The sequence below is a fragment of the Comamonas sp. C24C genome (assembly GCF_053345995.1).
This window is the reverse complement of record NZ_JBKFBC010000007.1, coordinates 174395-190913: the sequence shown is the minus strand read 5'-3', so window position 1 is coordinate 190913 and position 16519 is coordinate 174395. Positions and strand designations below refer to the sequence as shown.

Genomic DNA, 16519 nt, shown 5'->3' with positions numbered 1-16519 from the left:
AAGACTCTCAACTGCCCAAGTCACCGATCCGCAGTTGACTCCTTAACTGGCATGCTGCTGCAACATCAATTTTCCAGTCTTCGCTCATTCCCCTGGTACATGCAGCTCAGCGATGCCCATGGCCTCCACCCGGCCTATGCCCGCCATGTGGAGGACGATGATTTCCATGTCCGCCATGACCTGGGTGAGGCCTATGGACAGGTGGACGATGCACGTGATGATGATGGTGGTACCCAGGCCTGTATGCTGGCCGCCCGTAGTAGTACGAGCCGCCGTAAGGCTGATAGATATAGGTATCGCCATACCCGTAGCTGTATCCAGGGCCTGCTGCATAGCAGCCCGACAAAAGCAATACGAGTGCAGAGACTCCAAACAGTTTCTTCATTTGTCTGAGTCTAGTCGCTTCGATATCTTGCGGGTTTTCAATGTGTAAGGCCGTCTTTCCTCAAACAACTGCAGCCATCTCGCCAAGCCGCTTTTGGTGCGCCCATCGGCAACCAGCCATCGGCCCAGGTATTTGTGATGCATCAGAAGCGCACTGCATGGACTGCTGCAGATTCGACATGACCGTGGTGACCACATTCCTGCTCAATAGATAGCGAATGCAATAAGTGAAGAATCAATTTTGATAGCGTCCACCGCTTTATAGAAAAGCGTCGCAAGGCAAATTCACCGTGAATATCGGACAGCATGAATTGATGACTGTGATCTGCCTAACGGGTCATACAAGGCCCGCACCGGCAGCAAACGCGGATGGCATCAGGCCTGAAAGATTCTGTCTCCTGGAGTTGCAGATATCAGATTCAGCCTGGGTTTGCCAATGCGCCAGTCCCCCTGCTTCGGTGCAATTGCCGCTGCGAATAACTGGTACGACCCCTACGCATGTAGCCCGTCAGATGTTGCACTCGAAATCGTTGCCCTTCGAGCGTGGACTGCAAGTAAATCAAGACACTCAAAGAGTGGTTAAACCAGATCTTTCATTGGGCCAAATTCCTGGTCTCAGTAAAAATTGCGATAGGTCTTCATTTCTAATGAGATCTACATCTGACGATGGGAATCGAACCGATCAAACCGGGGTTTAAGGGGGGCCAACGGGGCTATCTCCCTCTGAGCGCCATCATTTCAATTCCCGTCGCGCCCCCTAAACTCCCCAGAAAACTCCCCTGGAAATTTCTATATTTACTGGCACCCAACTCTGCTTGATGATCAAAACTGAATCGGCCGCAAACGAGCAAAGATACGTTAACAGCACTGACCAACGACGTCCTAGAGCACCTGGCCAGCCTGCTGCCTGGGCTGACGCTTAGACTCTTCCAACGCCCGATCGCGATTCAGCGTCATCCATACAAGCGACTTAGTCACCATGATGCTTGGGCGAGCGTTTCACCTACGCACTGACCAAATCAACTACGTTTCCTGACCGAGAGTGAGCGTAGCACACCCCGTGCTACTTTCTAAGCGAGAAATTCAGGGCTGCCAACAACCAAAAGCAGGTTACATTTGCATAATGTGAGGAGCTCAGTTCCACCTTCTATTTAAATAAGTAATGACGCCTATTAACCAAGCTCGTGAATATATTCGTAGCCAAGTCCAAACGCCTGCGCTGCTTCATCCCTTATTGTCAGACGAGATAAAACGCAAGGTCAAGAGCTCCAATATCTGGCTTGACAACTTCGAACGAGTTGGTGACCTTATTGCCTACCTTAAGCGCTTCAAGGTTGTAAATGATGATCCAACATATAAAGCTATCCATGATCACGGATTGAAGACGTTTGAAGACATATCGAATGAATTCGAGAAAAAATTCTCTCTTTGGGCCAATGACTGCACACGTCCCACTGATTTCATCGTCGGCGATCAATACAGCGCATACCAAATACTCATCTTTTCACGAAACTATGACACGCGGGCAGGAGGTATGTTCGTTTTGGACACTGGGGGACAACCATCAGCAGTAGTTATCAAGGCCACGTTATCCGGTGGACGTTATCCCAATGCATGGTTAGAAGAGCCAGTCAGACTCAAGTATTACCTGAAGAGTATTGGCGAGGATTTCGGTGAACATTTCAAGGCAAATGCCTCGATACTTAACAACAAAAAAATACCGATTCTTACATTCGTAAGGAAGAGCGATACTGGTCCCTTTACCTATCAGGGTGTATTCAGCTATCGAAATATCATTCGCGAGTCCGACGGCTCCAAATGGTTCGAATTAGAGAGAAATACAACAGAGTCTGGGGTGTTAGAGGATGCTGGTTTCGCAGCCAAATTATTTGATGAACAAACGCGAGCAGCTCAGAAATCACCCAGGGAGCAACGCCTAGCAAGACTGGCGGCAGCACCCAAAAAGCCGACAAAAATATTGGTTATATCCTCGATTTTCAAGAGAAATCCGGATGTGGTGGCAGAGGTGCTGGAACGCGCAGCGGGAAGATGCGAAGAATGTCGCCAGGCCGCGCCATTCATTCGTCAATCGGATGGATCTCCCTATCTTGAGGTGCATCACAGAATTCCATTAGCCAACGGCGGTGACGACACTGTGGAAAATGCAATAGGAATTTGTCCGAACTGCCATAGGAAAGCGCATTTCGGTTATCCGGCGCAAAATTTATAACGTAATGTCATAGTTCGACTTGTTCGAGCGTCGGATTCTGACCGTTCTGCGCTAGCAGCAAGTCGCCCACAAGCTGCCGCCTCATTTCACCTGGATGGCCGCAGCAGGCTACAGCTCATGGCTGTAAACGATAAACCCGGCATGCCTGGCCAACTTGTCGTAGAGCGCGCGGCCGGCCTCATTGGTTGCTTGTGTTTGCCAGTAGACACGACTCGCGCCAGCCAGCGTGGCTTGCTTGTAGACGTTGTTGATGAGGGCCTTGCCAATTCCGAGCTTGCGCCGCGTCGGGGCCGTGAAAAGATCTTGCAGGTAGCAGACCGGGCCAAGCCTGGTGGTGCTGCGGTGAAACAGGTAATGAGCCAGGCCAACTACCTCTCCTTCATATTCCGCGACCACCGCAAATACCGGCTCGATGGGATTGAAGAAGCGTTCCCAGGTTGTCTCGGTAATTTCTCTGGCCAGTGCGGTAGCCCCTGCCCGTCCGTAGAAAGCGTTGTAGCCGTCCCAGAGCGAGAGCCACTGATCAAAGTCTTTGGGTTGAATGGCTCTTACCACGACACCAGTTACAGCGGTACTTTCAGACATAGGATAGAACTTCTTAGCATGAAACACGATTGATATTCGGGTGTCCGAGCATAAAGCTTGAACGTCATTTCATAATAATGAAAATATTGACTATTATTTCCAATATTAGTCCGTAGATCATTATTGGTCGTATAAATCTATCTTGAAACCGGCTGGGGGCTGCCAAGACTGCAAAGAATGCAGCGAGCAATGCAAAAATGCTAACCAACATAGCACCTGCATAGTCCTGAAGCGTTGAAAACGAACGTAGAAGGCTAATCGCCAAGACTACGCAGCCTGCACTTAGCGCCACAAAAATGATGCGCACCCACCATTGACGTTCTTCCTCGGCGACAGGATCCCCATCGACTATGTCAGACCGCGCTCGTTCTAAAGATACAGAAGGAATTCTGGACATGGCTCGCAGTTTTCACATCTCGGAACTGTGTGAGCTCTGGCGCTCCCACCAAAGACCCACCACGCCCGATAGAAGCACGACCAGCACCGCTGGCCATAACGGCAGCTCAATTGGCAATGCGAATAGGTAGATCAACGCGACGCTGCAGAAGCCGCCGATTACGCTGACATACATGCGTGCGTAGCTCCAATCGTTCAAGAAAACGAAGGCAGCGGCAAGCATGGTTTGCAAGGATTTCCACATTTAGTCATGCTAACAGCGGAGCATCTTCTTGGCGCTCTTTAACGCCGCTACTCGATTCACCGCAGCCGCTCAAGGCTGCGTCTTCTTTTGGTCTTTCAGCACCAGGCAGCCCGCCAAAGCCATGCATGAGCCCAACAGCAAGTAGATCGCTCCCGCCGAGGCTGCTCCAACCACGGGCGAAAAAAACCCGGCAAACAAGCGCGAGATCCCACAGATTGCCTTGCAGCTGGCTCCTTCTGCATGGAAAGCGCCGCGTATCAAAATGGCGCTTCCATTTGCAATACCGAACACACCAAGAATCAGGATAAGCCAACCAAAGATCGTTGCATCACGACGCATGTCTGACCTTCCAAGAGAGTGTTGGATGACCTATCGCGTCCAAGTGTAACTGCTCAGCCTAAGTGGGAGAATTTTGACTGACAACTGCGGCGCAATTTAAGAACTGCCTTGCTCGCCCGGACCTTAGATTGGTCTATTCAGATATACGTGCAAAGCAAAAGTCGCTAGTAATAGAGCCAACAGCATCACTGCCTCCAATGCAATGAGCCCCACCCAAAAGCGGACGGGCTCATCTGCTCTGTAGGCCGTAGACGTTCGCGTCCGTATAACGCCGTTCCTGATCGAAAAAATCGGATAAATGAGTGCAATGGCCAAAAAACATATCCAGCCAAGCACAGCGACACAAGTCGCAGGGGTTCCTCGGCCAAGGAAACTAACGAAAACAGGTGAAAACAGTCCAAACGTAAGACACGCTGCGAGTGGAGAAATTTTTTTTTGACTGTCAGTGCGCATACACCTCACCAGATTGGGACGACAAGTAAAACGCACTTGTCACCCGGATCGAAAGACTCTTGCAGGGCAATGATAGCGAACGAACATGCAAAAGCTGCACTGTTTATCCAAGCAACGATCATGGCGGTGGATTCAACTCAAAACCCCACCCATATTGCCGCTGACACCACCTTGCGTTAGCCTGCGTGCTCCACTATTGCTCAGGAGCCTGCCATGTCCCGTCGTTTGGTTCTTTCCGCCAGCACCGCCCTAGCGGCTGCCGCACTGATTGTTGGTTGCGGCGCCATGGGGTCGTCGGGCGGCAACCCCATGAGCTTCTTTATCACCAGCACCAACCCGGGCAAGGGCGGCGACCTGGGCGGGCTGGCCGGGGCCGACCGCTACTGCCAGTCGCTGGCCGCCAGCGTAGGTGCAGGCAACAAGACCTGGCGCGCTTACCTGAGCAATGCTGCGCTGAATGGACAACCGGCGGTGAATGCGCGCGATCGCATCGGCAACGGGCCGTGGCGCAACGCCAAGGGCGTGGTCATTGCCACCAGCGTGGCCGACCTGCACAGCGCCAATGCCAAGGTCGGCAAGGACACCTCGTTGACCGAGAAGGGCGAAGTCGTCTCGGGCTTTGGCGATGAGGTCAACCGCCACGACATCCTCACCGGCTCGCGCCCTGACGGCACCCTGGCCGTGCCCGAGCCCGGCAAGGACACCACCTGCGGCAACTGGACCAAGAGCGACGGCGGCTCTGCCATCGTGGGCCACCATGACCACAAAGGCACCAACCCCGACCCTGTGGCCAATGCCTCGTGGAACTCGTCACACGGCACGCGCGGCTGCAGCATCGACCAGCTCAAACAAAGCGGCAGCGCCGGGCTGATGTACTGTTTTGCGACCAACTGACCAGGGTGACAGCGCGGGCCCGGGCCCGCGCCTTGCCTGAGCGCCACGCCGCTCTCAATTCAGTCATTTCTCTTGAGTGCGTTTTGACCTCTTGATGAAAAACCAATTCAACATGCCGTTGCGGCCAGGAGCCGGGCGCATTTGATACACGAATCATCCCTTCTGAATTTAGATGGGTGATCGCCGGCGATATTTGGTTTAATCAGGCGCGATAACAACACTGAGAGAGATTGAATGGCTTCCTGCGCGTACTGCAATACCCGAATTCTTTTTGGCGGAAAGCGAGACGGCGACCGTCGCTACTGCAATGAGAAATGCCTGCACCAAGGGCTACTTTCCGACGCTGCCAGCCAGCTCTCCCCCGCCGATGTGAAGGCCCATATCTTTCGGGTGCACAGAGGAAACTGCCCCAAATGCGACGGCCCCGGCCCGGTGGATGTGCACACCTCTTACCGTGTGTATTCCGTCGTCATGATGACGTCGTGGTCGAGCCGGCCGCTGGTGGCTTGCGCACGATGCGGCACCAAGCAAAAAATCGGAGACACGGTCTTCTCATTGTTTCTGGGGTGGTGGGGCCTGCCTTGGGGAATCTTGATGACGCCTGTGCAGCTCACCAGAAATCTGCTGGCCTTTGGCAAAACCCCAGACCCGGAGACGCCCTCGCCCGCACTGGAGCAAGTGCTTAGAAGCCATTTAGCCGCCCAGCTCCTTGCCAATCAGCAACAAGCGGCGTCCCAGTCCGGCAGCAGGTAGTGAATGCGCGGCCCCCCGGCCGCTGTTGAAATCTGGTTAGCGCCCCAAAAAGCACCTGCTCACGCACAAAGGCAATGTAGCTCTCTACATTGCCTTTTTACATATAGATACTTTTTCACTCACCCACGAACTGCTGATTTTTTCAACGGAAGGTCATAGAGCTTGGTGGACGACACACCATCCCTTTTGATGACCCTTCTAACAACTGTGGTGTTACGTCGGCCTATCTTTGTGATCTCAGATGATGCCTCCCTCAGGACTTCATCAAGATTCTTCTGAGAGCCCAAAAGTACTCGAAACAAGGCATCATTGTTAATTTCCGCCATATCAGACTCCTTTCATGCTTCCTTGAGGGGGCCACTTTCAGCCTCGGAAGGCTTTGTGACCCCATCTTTTGGCTCTGTGGAGGATAATATCACACTTCTCTTTTCCAGCAACAACGCAAGGAAAAAGCAGAACGGCTCTATTAGCGGCGCAAAAAGCGTTTGCCCACTATCCTGAAGAATATTTTCTTGATTAGAGTGAATATTTATTATAGCTATAACGCTTTGCTCACTCCCAGGCAATGTAGAAACAATAGGTCGAGAACCAAAACTTTTCACATGGTTCCCCAAACCTTCTACAAAATATTTTTTCAACGGATTAATATAATCGAGCCCTTTAGCGCTGTGATCGTCCAACCACTTCACATAAGACTCAATTGATTCAAATAGTTCAAAACTATTTGCCACGAAAGACTTGGCGGCACCTGGAATAACAGGATCGCGCGCATGGTTTTTTGAGTCGTAATATTTTTCCGTATCTACGGGAACGGGGAAAACGACAGGACTAATTTTAGCATCAATTTTATTTCCAAGATTGGTCGCCGTCGAAAGGCTTTGCACAAGCTCCAAGTAGCCAAGAACCGAGCTATCATTAGGTACAAATGGCACGACATGCAGCGGGCAATCTTCTTCAAAAGCACTGCCATTCTCCCTCCACACCATTAAGTTTGCACCATATATAGCGGATTCTTGCTCATCAAAGTCTCTCGCAATCTCTGCTATCGCCCCCAAGATATTTCTAATTGATTGATCAATTTGATCTTTACTCGCCTCTGGGTAAATCATTGTTAAAAATGCTTGACGCGCAGATTCACGATATGTATCTCTATAGGATTCGAGAAATCCACTAGGCGGTAGTGTTTGCAATCTCCGAATCATAGAACGCAAAGCCCCTGCAGCCATAGCCTGAGACCATTGCGCAAGACCCAAGCTCAGCCCAGTCAATATGATTGCCAACCAAAAAAAAGTGGCAACAGGACTGAAAATCTTTTCGGAGAAAAAAAATAGAGAAGTACTTTCCTTTATCTCAGCGGGATAGAACGAGGCCAGCGCACCTGCTGCGACCGGACACAAAGCTGTTACTACCCACAACCATGGCGTTGCTCCTAGAACAGCAAACCCTTCTTTGAATCTTCTTTTTTTAACTAAAAACCAAAAACCAAAATCATTATCAAAACTTTCCTTTAGCATTCCATCTCCCTATTATTCGAACGTAATAATACATTAGAATTTTAGTAAAATCTCACCTAAATAGATCGTCTTCTATAGCCCTACTTATACGATTTGCGACACAGAGCTGTCTTCCTTGAGTCACCTACACATAGGTCATCAAACGTGCAAACCAGTTACACTAACAGTCATCACGCCCGTTAAGCGTGATCTGGGCTTGGTCGCCCGGTAGTCAAGGCGCAGCAGCCGCGCCCTCAATTATGGTTTGCGGCTTTTTGCTTTTTTGAGCATGCCTGCGCGCGCATGGCTCCCGCTTTACGGTGGGCCGTGTGGGGACACCCGCGAGGGTGTGCCGGATCCTTGACCCGGTCGACCAACCCTGCACGGTCCACCACCTTCTCTTGGTCGGGGAGGTGATGGGTTTAGACCTCGTCGTCAAGGAGCCTCATCATGGCTGACAACAGCATTGGTTCGTCCGTAACCTCCCTCCCCGCTCGTCCCGAGCTTTCCGTCGATCACGGAACCGTCACCACTACCAGTCTTCAGATCGCAGAGCACTTTGGCAAACGCCACGCTGATGTGATTCGCGCCATCAAAAGGCTCGATGCCCCTGCCGAATTCACTGAACGCAATTTTGCGTTGAGCGATTTCACTGACTCAACAGGACGCACGCTTCCGGCTTACCGCATCACCCGCGACGGCTTTACCCTGCTGGCCATGGGCTTTACCGGCAAGGAGGCACAACGCTGGAAGGTCGCCTATATCGACGCCTTCAACCGCATGGAGGCCGCGCTGCACCAGCCTGCGGACACGCAGCGCATGGAGCTGGCCTTTTCTCTGGCCGCCGAGGCTGCGGCGCAGGTGCACCGCACGGTGTTCAATGCGGTGATGCAGGGCGACACCGATGAATGGCAGCACAGCCGCTATTTGTTGAACCTGAACTACGACAGCCAGGGCCGCCCCACCCTGCCCCATGCCCAGCCGATTGCGACGGACCAGATGGTGGTGTCCTTCAGCAGCTTGCCGCAGCGCATTGCCGACGGCGAGATCATGAGCGCGACCGATGCGCAGCTGGCTACGCTGGCAACGGCCTGCACCCAGCGCCTGACCCAGCGGGCCCAGCACCGCGAAAAGCAGGTGACACTGCCGATCTACCCCAGTGATTCCCCCGGCCAGCGCCCCGCATCTGCACCGGCCCTGCCCACCAAGCAGCCCCCTGCGCCCGATGAAGGCCTGCTGCACATGACGTTCCGATAGCCTGCCTGGCTCACCCGAAGCGCTTTGCCATGTAAAAAGCCCCTCTAAGGGGCTTTTGTTCATTCCTCTGGTGTGGACGGCCAGAACATCTCTCGCACTTCTGGAGAGTAGTACGGCAGGGCAAGCACTGCCCCAAAGAGTACGCAGCCCAAGGTCGATGTGGAGTACCCCAGACCGGACAGCACAATCGGCGGGCTGAAACAGACGACGACCCAGGTCGCCACAGAGGACCACAGGGTAAACCGAGGCGCCCATGCCCTGAACCGCAGCAGCCCGTAAAAGGAAATGAGGCCGAGCACTAGGACCACCGAGAACGCCAGCAGGAAGATCCAGTCGGTGAGACCGACCTCGGACTGCATCAACAGGCTCTGGGAAAGGTCAGCCAGCTCCTGGGGCACCAGATCGAAGCCATATTCCGCCAGTATTCCGAGGATTGGGATGCCCAGCGAAGCCATCACCAATGCGCGATACGTCGATTTGCCCATACCCACTCCAAGTTGCCATTGGCGAATCGTACTACCGCCCTAGCCGCTGATGGCGATCTGCACAGCGGATGCGAGAGCACAACGCACAATGCCTGCGTGGCTAGACGGGCCGGTGCCCTTCTGCCAGCCGGCGCAGCAGCTGCAGCTGCTCGCTCTGGATGGTGATGAGCTCGCTCCACTGCGTTTTCTGCAGCTCGTCTATTTTTTGGTGCAGCAGCATGATCTCCAGCTCGGCCTTGAGGTTGACTTCGTAGTCGTGCTCGCCGCGAATGCGGTCCTTGTCTGCCTGGCGGTTCTGCGACATCAAGATGATGGGCGCCTGGATGGCGGCCAGCATGGACAGAAACAGGTTCAGCAGGATGTAGGGGTACGGGTCGAACGTGGAGCCGCGTGCCCATAGCAGCAAGGCGTTAAGGCCGACCCAGGCCACCATGGTTGCGCAGAACAGGAGCACAAAGGCCCAGGAGCCGCCAAACGTGGCGACGGCATCTGCCGCGCGCTGGCCGAAGGTGGGCGGCGCCTGATCCAGCTCCTCATCCACATTGCGCGAGATGTGCTTGCGCCGCGCTATGTGCTGGGCGACCTTGAGCGCTCTTTCGTCCAGGGTATCTGCGGAGGCGCCGAACAACCTCTTCGCAACGGTATCCGTGTTGAGCATGGGACTCCTTGTCATCCGAAGGATGAAGACAACGCCACCATGCTACCCAAGCCTGCGCGTTGCATCAGGCGCGTGCCATGGCTGATTGAATATTGACTCCAGGTGTTGCATTGACGGCCCCGGAGTGTGAGTATGGGTCTGGTAAAGGTTCGGATCGACTACCAACCACGTACGCGCTGGCGCGCAAGGAGGCTGAAAATGTTCAAGCACATTCTGATTCCTACGGACGGCTCGAAACTCTCCGAAGCTGCGCTGCATGCGGGCCTGCAGCTGGCCAAGGAGCAAGGCTCGGAGGTGACGGTGCTGTATGTGATGCCGGACTATTCGGCCCTGATGTATGGCGGCGAGGGAATGGTGGCGTACAACCCCAGCGAGCTGCGCAAAGACGCCGAACGCATGGCCGACAAGGTGCTGCAGGCGGTGCAGGACATTGCCAGGGCCGAGGGAGTGGCCTGCAAGACAGCGCGGACGATGAACTTCTCGGTGCACCAGGCCATCATCCAGCAGGCCAAGGACAGCCAGTGCGACCTGATCTGCATGGCATCCCACGGCCGCAAGGGCATTGCCGGCATTTTGCTGGGCAGCGAAACCCAGCGCGTGCTGGTGAACAGCAGCGTTCCGGTGCTGGTGCATAGGCCAGTGGTTTAAGCCCGGCCTGCGGCAGCGCGGCAGATTTGCGGCTGTTCTCAAAATTCAATAGACGCCCCGGAGCCCAGGTGCAACGGGGCGTTTTTCATGCGCCTATCGTCGTGTAGCATCGGTGCATCAAATTGTGAACTGTTGGTTCCATTTGTCACGCCTGCCGCGGCGTCTTTGTTCATTCAGCATGAGGGGAGAGAGCAGATGAGTAACGCAATCGCTACCGACGCCGACCTGGCCTGGAAGACGGGCCCGATTCGCCCCAGAGCCTGCACCTGCGGCAGCGTGGTGTGCCAGTTGCTGCATGAGCGGGTGATGACCGATATGTCGCGCCGCATGTTTGTGGGCGGGGTGGCTGCGATGATGGCGCCGTTTGTGGGCCTGCATGCGGCCGAGCCCGGTGCGGGCGGCGCGCCCAGGCAGGCCGACCGCCCCGTGCTGCTGACCAATCTGCGCCTGTTTGACGGCACGGGCAAGTCGGTGCGCCAGGGCGTGCAGGTGCTGATCCAGGGCAAGATGATTGCGGCCCTGCCCTCTGCCGGAGAAAAGGTGGAAGGCGCCCAGGTGATCGACTGCCAGGGCAAGCTGGTGATGCCGGGCATGATCGATACGCACTGGCACACCATGCTGGCGGCCGTGCCGCAGATGACGGCAATGACGGCCGATCTGGGCTATCTGTATATCTCCGCCGCGCAAGAGGCGCAGCGCACGCTGATGCGCGGCTTTACCTCGGTGCGCGATGCGGGCGGGCCGGCCTTTGCGCTCAAGCGCGCAATCGACGAGGGCATGGTGCCGGGCCCGCGCATCTACCCCAGCGGTGCGATGATTTCTCAGACCTCGGGCCATGGCGACTTTCGCCTGCGCAGCGATATTCCGCGCGCGGCGAACGAGTCGCTGAGTATGGTGGAACAAGTCGGCGTGGCCATGATTGCAGACGGCGAGACCGAGGTGCTGCGCCGCGTGCGCGAGCAGCTGATGCTGGGTGCCTCGCAGATCAAGATGCTGGCGGGCGGCGGCGTGGCATCGCTGTACGACCCGCTGGACAGCACCCAGTTCACCGAGAGGGAGCTGCGCGCCGGCGTGGAGGCCGCCGCCGACTGGAACACCTATGTGATGGCGCATGTGTACACGCCCAAAGGCATCAAGCGGGCCATCAAGTCGGGGGTGAAGAGCATCGAGCACGGCCAGCTGGCCGACGAAGAGAGCGTCAAGATGATGCGCGACGAGGGCGTGTGGTGGAGCCTGCAGCCGTTCTTGCAGGACGAGGATGCCAACCCCTACACCGACGCCGTGCGCCGCGAGAGCCAGTCGCGCGTGGCCCAGGGCACAGTGCGCGCCTATGAGATGGCGCAGAAGTACGGCATCAAGACCGGCTGGGGCACAGACATTTTGTTCAGCCCCAAGGGCACGGCCACGCAGGGCCGGCAACTGGCCAAGCTGACGCGCTTTTACGACCCGATGACGCTGCTGAAGCAGGCCACGGGCACCAACGGCGAGCTGCTGGCTTTGTCGGGCGAGCGCAACCCCTACCCCCAGCCGCTGGGCCGTATCGCCCCCGGTGCGTTTGCCGACCTGCTGGTAGCCGACGGCGACCCGACGGTGAATCTGGACTTTCTGGCCAACCCGGAACAGAACCTGCGCCTGATCATGAAGGACGGCAAGGTGCACAAGAACACGCTGTAAGGGAGACAAATGACACAGCACATCAAGACGGCCGCAGCAGCGCTGGCCATGGGCCTGCTGGGCGGCATGCCGGCCTGGGCGCAGGACAAGGAAGCGGCCGATGCATGGCGCTTTCAGCTCACGCCCTATGTGTGGATGACCGGCCTGGACGGCAGCGTTCGCCCGTTCAGGGGTGCGCCCACCGTCGACGTGAACAAGTCGTTCTCGGACATTCTGGAGAACCTGGACGCCGCCGCCTTTGTGAACGGCACGGCGCGCAAGGGCAGCTATGTGCTGCAGGGCGACTTCAGCTACGCTGCAACATCGGACAAGGCCGCCCTGCCCCTGGGCCTGAGCGCCCATGCCAAGATTCGCCAGACTTCGCTGACGATGACCGGCGGGCACAACTGGGCGTTGAGCCCTCAGTCAAGCTTTGACCTGATGGCGGGCTTTCGCCTATGGCAGATCAGAGCCGAAGTGAATGTGCCTGGGGTGGCGTCCGCGCAGTCCAACACCTCGTTCGTCGACCCTGTGGTGGCCGCACGCTGGCGCTACGACATTGCACCGCGCTGGTCCAGCTTGCTGTATGCCGATATGGGCGGGCTGGATGTGGGCTCGAAGTTCACCTGGCAGGTTCATGCCTCAGTGAACTACCAGGTCAAGGAGAACCTCTTTGTCTCCGTAGGCTACCGCCACCTGAGCGTGGACTACCGCGACGGCGGCAAGCGCCTGGACTTCAGCCAGAGCGGCCCGATCATCGGGGCGACGTTCCGGTTTTAAGTACCGCCAACGCAAATCGCAATCGTGACAAGCTGGCTCAGTGCGTAGCCAGCAGTTGCCTGTCCACCTGCACCTGACCTTTCAAGGCATTGACCTGGGCGTCTCGGCTCTCGACCAGTCCGACAAGCTGGCCAACCACGCCCGCGCCTTCGCCAGCAAGGGCTGCGAGTCGCTGGTGCTGATCTGCGAGATCTCGGCAGGCAGCGGCGTCACCGGCAAGCTGGGCGTTACGGGTGGCCGCACTGCGGATGTCGTGCTGCAAGCCTGCAATGCGGGCAGCATCAGCAGCGCGGCCAGCCTCCAGGCGGGCCATTTCTTGCGTGTAGTCATGGGTGTTTTCCTGTTGTCCTGCGGCGTGCTGCAGTCGCCCTGCGGCTTTGATTTCCATAGCAGCTTGCGCTTTCTGCGCCTGGGCTAAAGCCTTTTTTGACTGAGACACTTCGACCCCTGCCAACCGTTGGTTCTGCAGGACCAACAGCAGGGCAAGGGCCAAGGCCAGCCATGGCCAGATGCGGGATGCGCCGGTCATGCCAGGCCCGCCTCGCACAGTTGGCGCTCTGCCGCGCGGCGCTTGACCAGGCCGGGCAGCTGCTTGCCGCCGGCGTAAGTCCAGCGCGATAGCTCGGCACAAGCGCCATCGATGTCGCCCGCGTTGGCCTTGCGCACCAGGGTGCTGCGGCAGAACGCGTCGTCACCCACATTGAATGCAAAGCTCACAAAGGCGGCGCGCTGGCCGTCGGTCAGCGGCGCGGTGATGCAGCCCAGTGCATCAGCATGCCTGGCCAGGTCCTTGTAGAGCATCTCCTCACACTGCTGGCGGGTGTAGGTCTGGCCCATCTTGAGCTCAGGGCCGGTGTGGCCGGTGCAGGCCGTGACGATGCCCACCGGGTCGCGGTAGCTGCGTAGCACGGTGCCTTCGTACTTTTGCACCAGGGGTATGGCCAGCGCTACCGCTGCACCACCAAGGGTGGCGATGAGTTTTTCTTTCCAGTTCATCGGCTTGCCCCTCCCTTGACGGCCGTCCAGAAGGCTACGCAAGCCCCGCCCAGCATGACGATGGCAGCCAAGGGCTTGGCGACCTTGCCCACCCAGTTGAACACCTTGAAGGCGCCTTTCATGGCGGTGAAGAATTCCAGCAAATCGGCCATCTGCTGGTTGCGCTGGTGCAGTTCCTGTCGCACCTCATGCAAGCCTTGGGTTGCGGCTTTCAGATCTCGTTCGATGGCAGCCATGCGTTCACTCCCCTGGTTAAAGCGTTTGTTGACTTGCTGCAGCGTGGTGGCCGGCAGCTCGTTGCCGTAGTCGTCCATTCCCCTTCCTTTCTTCTTTCAGACTTCGATCAGCACATAGGGCATGGCAGGCGCGGGGCCGGTGACGGCGCCGCCTTGTACATAGACGCGCACGCCGTTGGCCATGCCCAGCGGATTGCGCACGCGCAGCAGGCCTGCGGCGCCTTCGAGCGCGACCAGCGCGGTGCCGTCGGCAAACACGGCGCTGATCTGCCCGGTCATGACCGGGTCGTCTGGCAGCAGGGCCTTCAGGCGCTTGTAGAGGTTGGTTGTCATGCGGCAACCCTTTCAACGGTGACCTGCTGGCGCACGCGAGGCATGGAGGCGCTGACGCTGACGCCGCGCACCAGGCCGCGCCAGATGCCGTCGGTATCGGCCACCTCCAGCAGCTGGCCGGGGTTCAAGATGCCTGGGTTGGTGCCGCCCGTGAGAACGGGCATGCTGATGCTGTGCTGCAGCTTGTTGCCGCTGGCCGCCAGCGCCCAGCTGCCGCGCATGCGGGCGGCGTCGGCGTGGGTGATGAGGTCGTCCTGAATCTGCGGGGCCAGCTTGTCGCGGGCGCTGAGGCTGCGCACCACATGGCCCAGCACGCCGCCCACGCTGCCACCAGCGACATAGATGGCGTTGTATTCGGCACGCGGATCGGGGCGCAGCTCATCGGTGACGATGACGGCCGCAGGCATTTGCACATCGGGCACGGCCGCGCCCCACTCCCACGGCAGCACCGGGTAGCGCGGCGCAACGATCAACTGCTCTGCCGTGCGGTGGCTGCGCACCACGGCATTGACCGAATCGGCCATGCGCAGCACAGCCTGCAGCGGCGTGCCCTGAAAGCTCCACGCGCCAGCGGGCACCTGCCAATCCGGGATCTGCCAATCCAGATCAACACCACTGAACTCCAGCGCGCTCACCGCCAGTTGCTGCGCCGTTGCCACCGAGGTAGACAACCAGGCCTGCTTGGGCATGTATGGGCTGCCCAGCATTGCCGTGACGCTGATGCCCTGCACCGCCACGCGGCGGCGGTCAAACGAACGGCTGCGCGCAGTGCTGGTTACGGCAAAGACAAACTGCATGCCGTCAATGCCGACCTGCAGCCGCTGCGGCAGCCCGCCCACGGGCGCGAGCTGATCGAGCAGATGCTCGGGGCCGTTGGCCGACAGGCTCCAGCAGTAGCTGTCGTCGTCGGCGGCAATGGTGACGTTGGTGAGCACTACGGGCTCAAGGCTTGGCAGCAGATGCGCCGTGAGGTTGTGGACTTGCATATAGACGGGCAGCAGTGGAATGACGAACTGGGGCTGCGGCTCTGGCCCCACTGGCTTGCAGCACATGAACAGCAGATTGGCCGAAGCAGTCCAAGACCTGCAGAACAGCAAACGGATGGGGCCGCCCACCAGCTGCTCATAACAGCCAGGCTTCTCCGGCTCTGGCGGCTTGGTCTGCGACTTGCCAGCGGGCGGTTTCATGGCCTGTTGATAGCGGCCCTTAAATCCCCGGTACAGCGGCACCGATGGGCCTGCGCCCGTGGTGAGCTCGTACTGCAGACCCATCGCATCCTGGGCCGTTGCGTCGACCATGCGGCGACGGTCGCGCAAGCTTTCCTGAAACCGCACCATCCAGCCGGCCCGCACGGGCGCGGCATCCTGGGCCGTGGCCTGCAGACTCACGCGCAGACCCTGGGCCTCCTGCCAGCGGGCCTGTGCTGATGCGCCAGGTAGAGGCCGTGCCTGCTGAAACCGCCCCTGCAGGGCTACACCTTGCCGCTGACCGTCCTGCCAAGCCACGCCGAATTGCTCTTGCAAAGGCATGGCGTCCTGCGCGGTAGCCGTCCAGCCAGCCGGCAGTGCATCCGTGTCTTGCCAGCCGGCAACCCAGCCCCGCGCCACAGGCCGCGCCTGCTGAGCACTGGCAGCCACCTCGGCCACCACGGGCCGGGGCGTGTCGGTGTTGTAGCGCACGACCGCACTGCAGCGCAGGCCCG

21 protein-coding genes are annotated in these 16519 nt (G+C 57.7%); 8 read left to right on the top strand and 13 right to left on the bottom strand.

All coding sequences use genetic code 11. The annotated features are described in order from the left end of the window. Positions 1–84: 84 nt before the first annotated feature. Positions 85–303, bottom strand: coding sequence for a hypothetical protein (locus ACLBXN_RS14780; protein ID WP_447612632.1), 219 nt, complete (start codon positions 301–303; stop codon positions 85–87). A 1243-nt stretch (positions 304–1546) separates the two neighbouring features. Here ACLBXN_RS14780 and ACLBXN_RS14775 point away from each other — a divergent pair. After that, positions 1547–2614: an HNH endonuclease gene (locus ACLBXN_RS14775; protein WP_447612631.1), complete on the top strand. Its 1068-nt coding sequence runs from the start codon at positions 1547–1549 to the stop codon at positions 2612–2614. 108 nt (positions 2615–2722) lie between these two features. On the opposite strand, the gene ACLBXN_RS14770 is transcribed toward ACLBXN_RS14775, so the two are convergent. The 4 genes from ACLBXN_RS14770 to ACLBXN_RS14755 all read right to left on the bottom strand — a co-directional run bounded on the left by ACLBXN_RS14770 (position 2723) and on the right by ACLBXN_RS14755 (position 4178). Then, positions 2723–3199 carry an N-acetyltransferase family protein gene (locus tag ACLBXN_RS14770; RefSeq protein ID WP_447612630.1) on the bottom strand — a complete coding sequence of 159 codons (477 nt, stop codon included), beginning with the start codon at positions 3197–3199 and terminating at the stop codon, positions 2723–2725. Positions 3200–3263: 64 nt separating this feature from the next. Continuing rightward, positions 3264–3596 (bottom strand): hypothetical protein, encoded by a 333-nt coding sequence (locus ACLBXN_RS14765; protein WP_447612629.1) that lies wholly within the window; start codon positions 3594–3596, stop codon positions 3264–3266. A 12-nt stretch (positions 3597–3608) separates the two neighbouring features. Next, positions 3609–3839, bottom strand: coding sequence for a hypothetical protein (locus ACLBXN_RS14760; protein ID WP_447612628.1), 231 nt, complete (start codon positions 3837–3839; stop codon positions 3609–3611). A 69-nt stretch (positions 3840–3908) separates the two neighbouring features. Beyond that, complete coding sequence (locus ACLBXN_RS14755) at positions 3909–4178, bottom strand: hypothetical protein (protein ID WP_447612627.1); 270 nt, start codon at positions 4176–4178, stop codon at positions 3909–3911. A gap of 666 nt (positions 4179–4844) precedes the next feature. On the opposite strand from ACLBXN_RS14755, the gene ACLBXN_RS14750 reads away from it, so the two are divergent. Together ACLBXN_RS14750 and ACLBXN_RS14745 are read left to right on the top strand one after the other, a co-directional pair. After that, positions 4845–5525, top strand: coding sequence for a hypothetical protein (locus tag ACLBXN_RS14750; protein ID WP_043373197.1), 681 nt, complete (start codon positions 4845–4847; stop codon positions 5523–5525). Between the two features lie 234 nt (positions 5526–5759). Then, complete coding sequence (locus tag ACLBXN_RS14745) at positions 5760–6278, top strand: hypothetical protein (RefSeq protein ID WP_447612626.1); 519 nt, start codon at positions 5760–5762, stop codon at positions 6276–6278. A gap of 119 nt (positions 6279–6397) precedes the next feature. On the opposite strand, the gene ACLBXN_RS14740 is transcribed toward ACLBXN_RS14745, so the two are convergent. After that, positions 6398–6604, bottom strand: coding sequence for a hypothetical protein (locus tag ACLBXN_RS14740; RefSeq protein ID WP_447612625.1), 207 nt, complete (start codon positions 6602–6604; stop codon positions 6398–6400). A gap of 12 nt (positions 6605–6616) precedes the next feature. After that, entirely contained in the window at positions 6617–7792 is a 1176-nt protein-coding gene (locus ACLBXN_RS14735) for a hypothetical protein (RefSeq protein ID WP_447612624.1), read from the bottom strand. Between the two features lie 429 nt (positions 7793–8221). On the opposite strand from ACLBXN_RS14735, the gene ACLBXN_RS14730 reads away from it, so the two are divergent. Next, on the top strand, positions 8222–9028 hold the full coding sequence (locus tag ACLBXN_RS14730) for a Rha family transcriptional regulator (protein ID WP_447612623.1): 807 nt from the start codon (positions 8222–8224) through the stop codon (positions 9026–9028). Between the two features lie 59 nt (positions 9029–9087). Here ACLBXN_RS14730 and ACLBXN_RS14725 read toward each other — a convergent pair whose 3' ends face one another. Continuing rightward, positions 9088–9513: a hypothetical protein gene (locus ACLBXN_RS14725; protein WP_447612622.1), complete on the bottom strand. Its 426-nt coding sequence runs from the start codon at positions 9511–9513 to the stop codon at positions 9088–9090. Between the two features lie 100 nt (positions 9514–9613). Further along, positions 9614–10171 (bottom strand): DUF1003 domain-containing protein, encoded by a 558-nt coding sequence (locus ACLBXN_RS14720; RefSeq protein WP_167002238.1) that lies wholly within the window; start codon positions 10169–10171, stop codon positions 9614–9616. 198 nt (positions 10172–10369) lie between these two features. Here ACLBXN_RS14720 and ACLBXN_RS14715 point away from each other — a divergent pair, with 198 nt between their 5' ends. The 4 genes from ACLBXN_RS14715 to ACLBXN_RS14700 all read left to right on the top strand — a co-directional run bounded on the left by ACLBXN_RS14715 (position 10370) and on the right by ACLBXN_RS14700 (position 13670). Further along, complete coding sequence (locus ACLBXN_RS14715; protein WP_447612621.1) at positions 10370–10819, top strand: universal stress protein; 450 nt, start codon at positions 10370–10372, stop codon at positions 10817–10819. A 195-nt stretch (positions 10820–11014) separates the two neighbouring features. Continuing rightward, the gene (locus ACLBXN_RS14710) at positions 11015–12493 is read left to right on the top strand and encodes an amidohydrolase family protein (protein WP_447612620.1); all 1479 of its coding nucleotides are present in this window, start codon (positions 11015–11017) and stop codon (positions 12491–12493) included. Between the two features lie 9 nt (positions 12494–12502). Then, positions 12503–13252 (top strand): YfaZ family outer membrane protein, encoded by a 750-nt coding sequence (locus ACLBXN_RS14705; protein WP_447612619.1) that lies wholly within the window; start codon positions 12503–12505, stop codon positions 13250–13252. A 40-nt stretch (positions 13253–13292) separates the two neighbouring features. After that, positions 13293–13670 carry a hypothetical protein gene (locus tag ACLBXN_RS14700; protein ID WP_447612618.1) on the top strand — a complete coding sequence of 126 codons (378 nt, stop codon included), beginning with the start codon at positions 13293–13295 and terminating at the stop codon, positions 13668–13670. A 107-nt stretch (positions 13671–13777) separates the two neighbouring features. Here ACLBXN_RS14700 and ACLBXN_RS14695 read toward each other — a convergent pair whose 3' ends face one another. The 4 genes from ACLBXN_RS14695 to ACLBXN_RS14680 form a co-directional block, all read right to left on the bottom strand. Further along, on the bottom strand, positions 13778–14248 hold the full coding sequence (locus ACLBXN_RS14695; RefSeq protein WP_447612617.1) for a lysozyme: 471 nt from the start codon (positions 14246–14248) through the stop codon (positions 13778–13780). Further along, on the bottom strand, positions 14245–14562 hold the full coding sequence (locus tag ACLBXN_RS14690; RefSeq protein WP_447612616.1) for a hypothetical protein: 318 nt from the start codon (positions 14560–14562) through the stop codon (positions 14245–14247). The genes ACLBXN_RS14695 and ACLBXN_RS14690 overlap by 4 nt, the downstream gene beginning before the upstream one ends. 18 nt (positions 14563–14580) lie before the next feature. Beyond that, positions 14581–14817 (bottom strand): hypothetical protein, encoded by a 237-nt coding sequence (locus ACLBXN_RS14685; protein WP_447612615.1) that lies wholly within the window; start codon positions 14815–14817, stop codon positions 14581–14583. After that, positions 14814–16519, bottom strand: a 1706-nt coding sequence (locus ACLBXN_RS14680; protein ID WP_447612614.1) for a hypothetical protein, incomplete at its 5' end; no start/stop codon positions are given. The genes ACLBXN_RS14680 and ACLBXN_RS14685, both read right to left, overlap by 4 nt.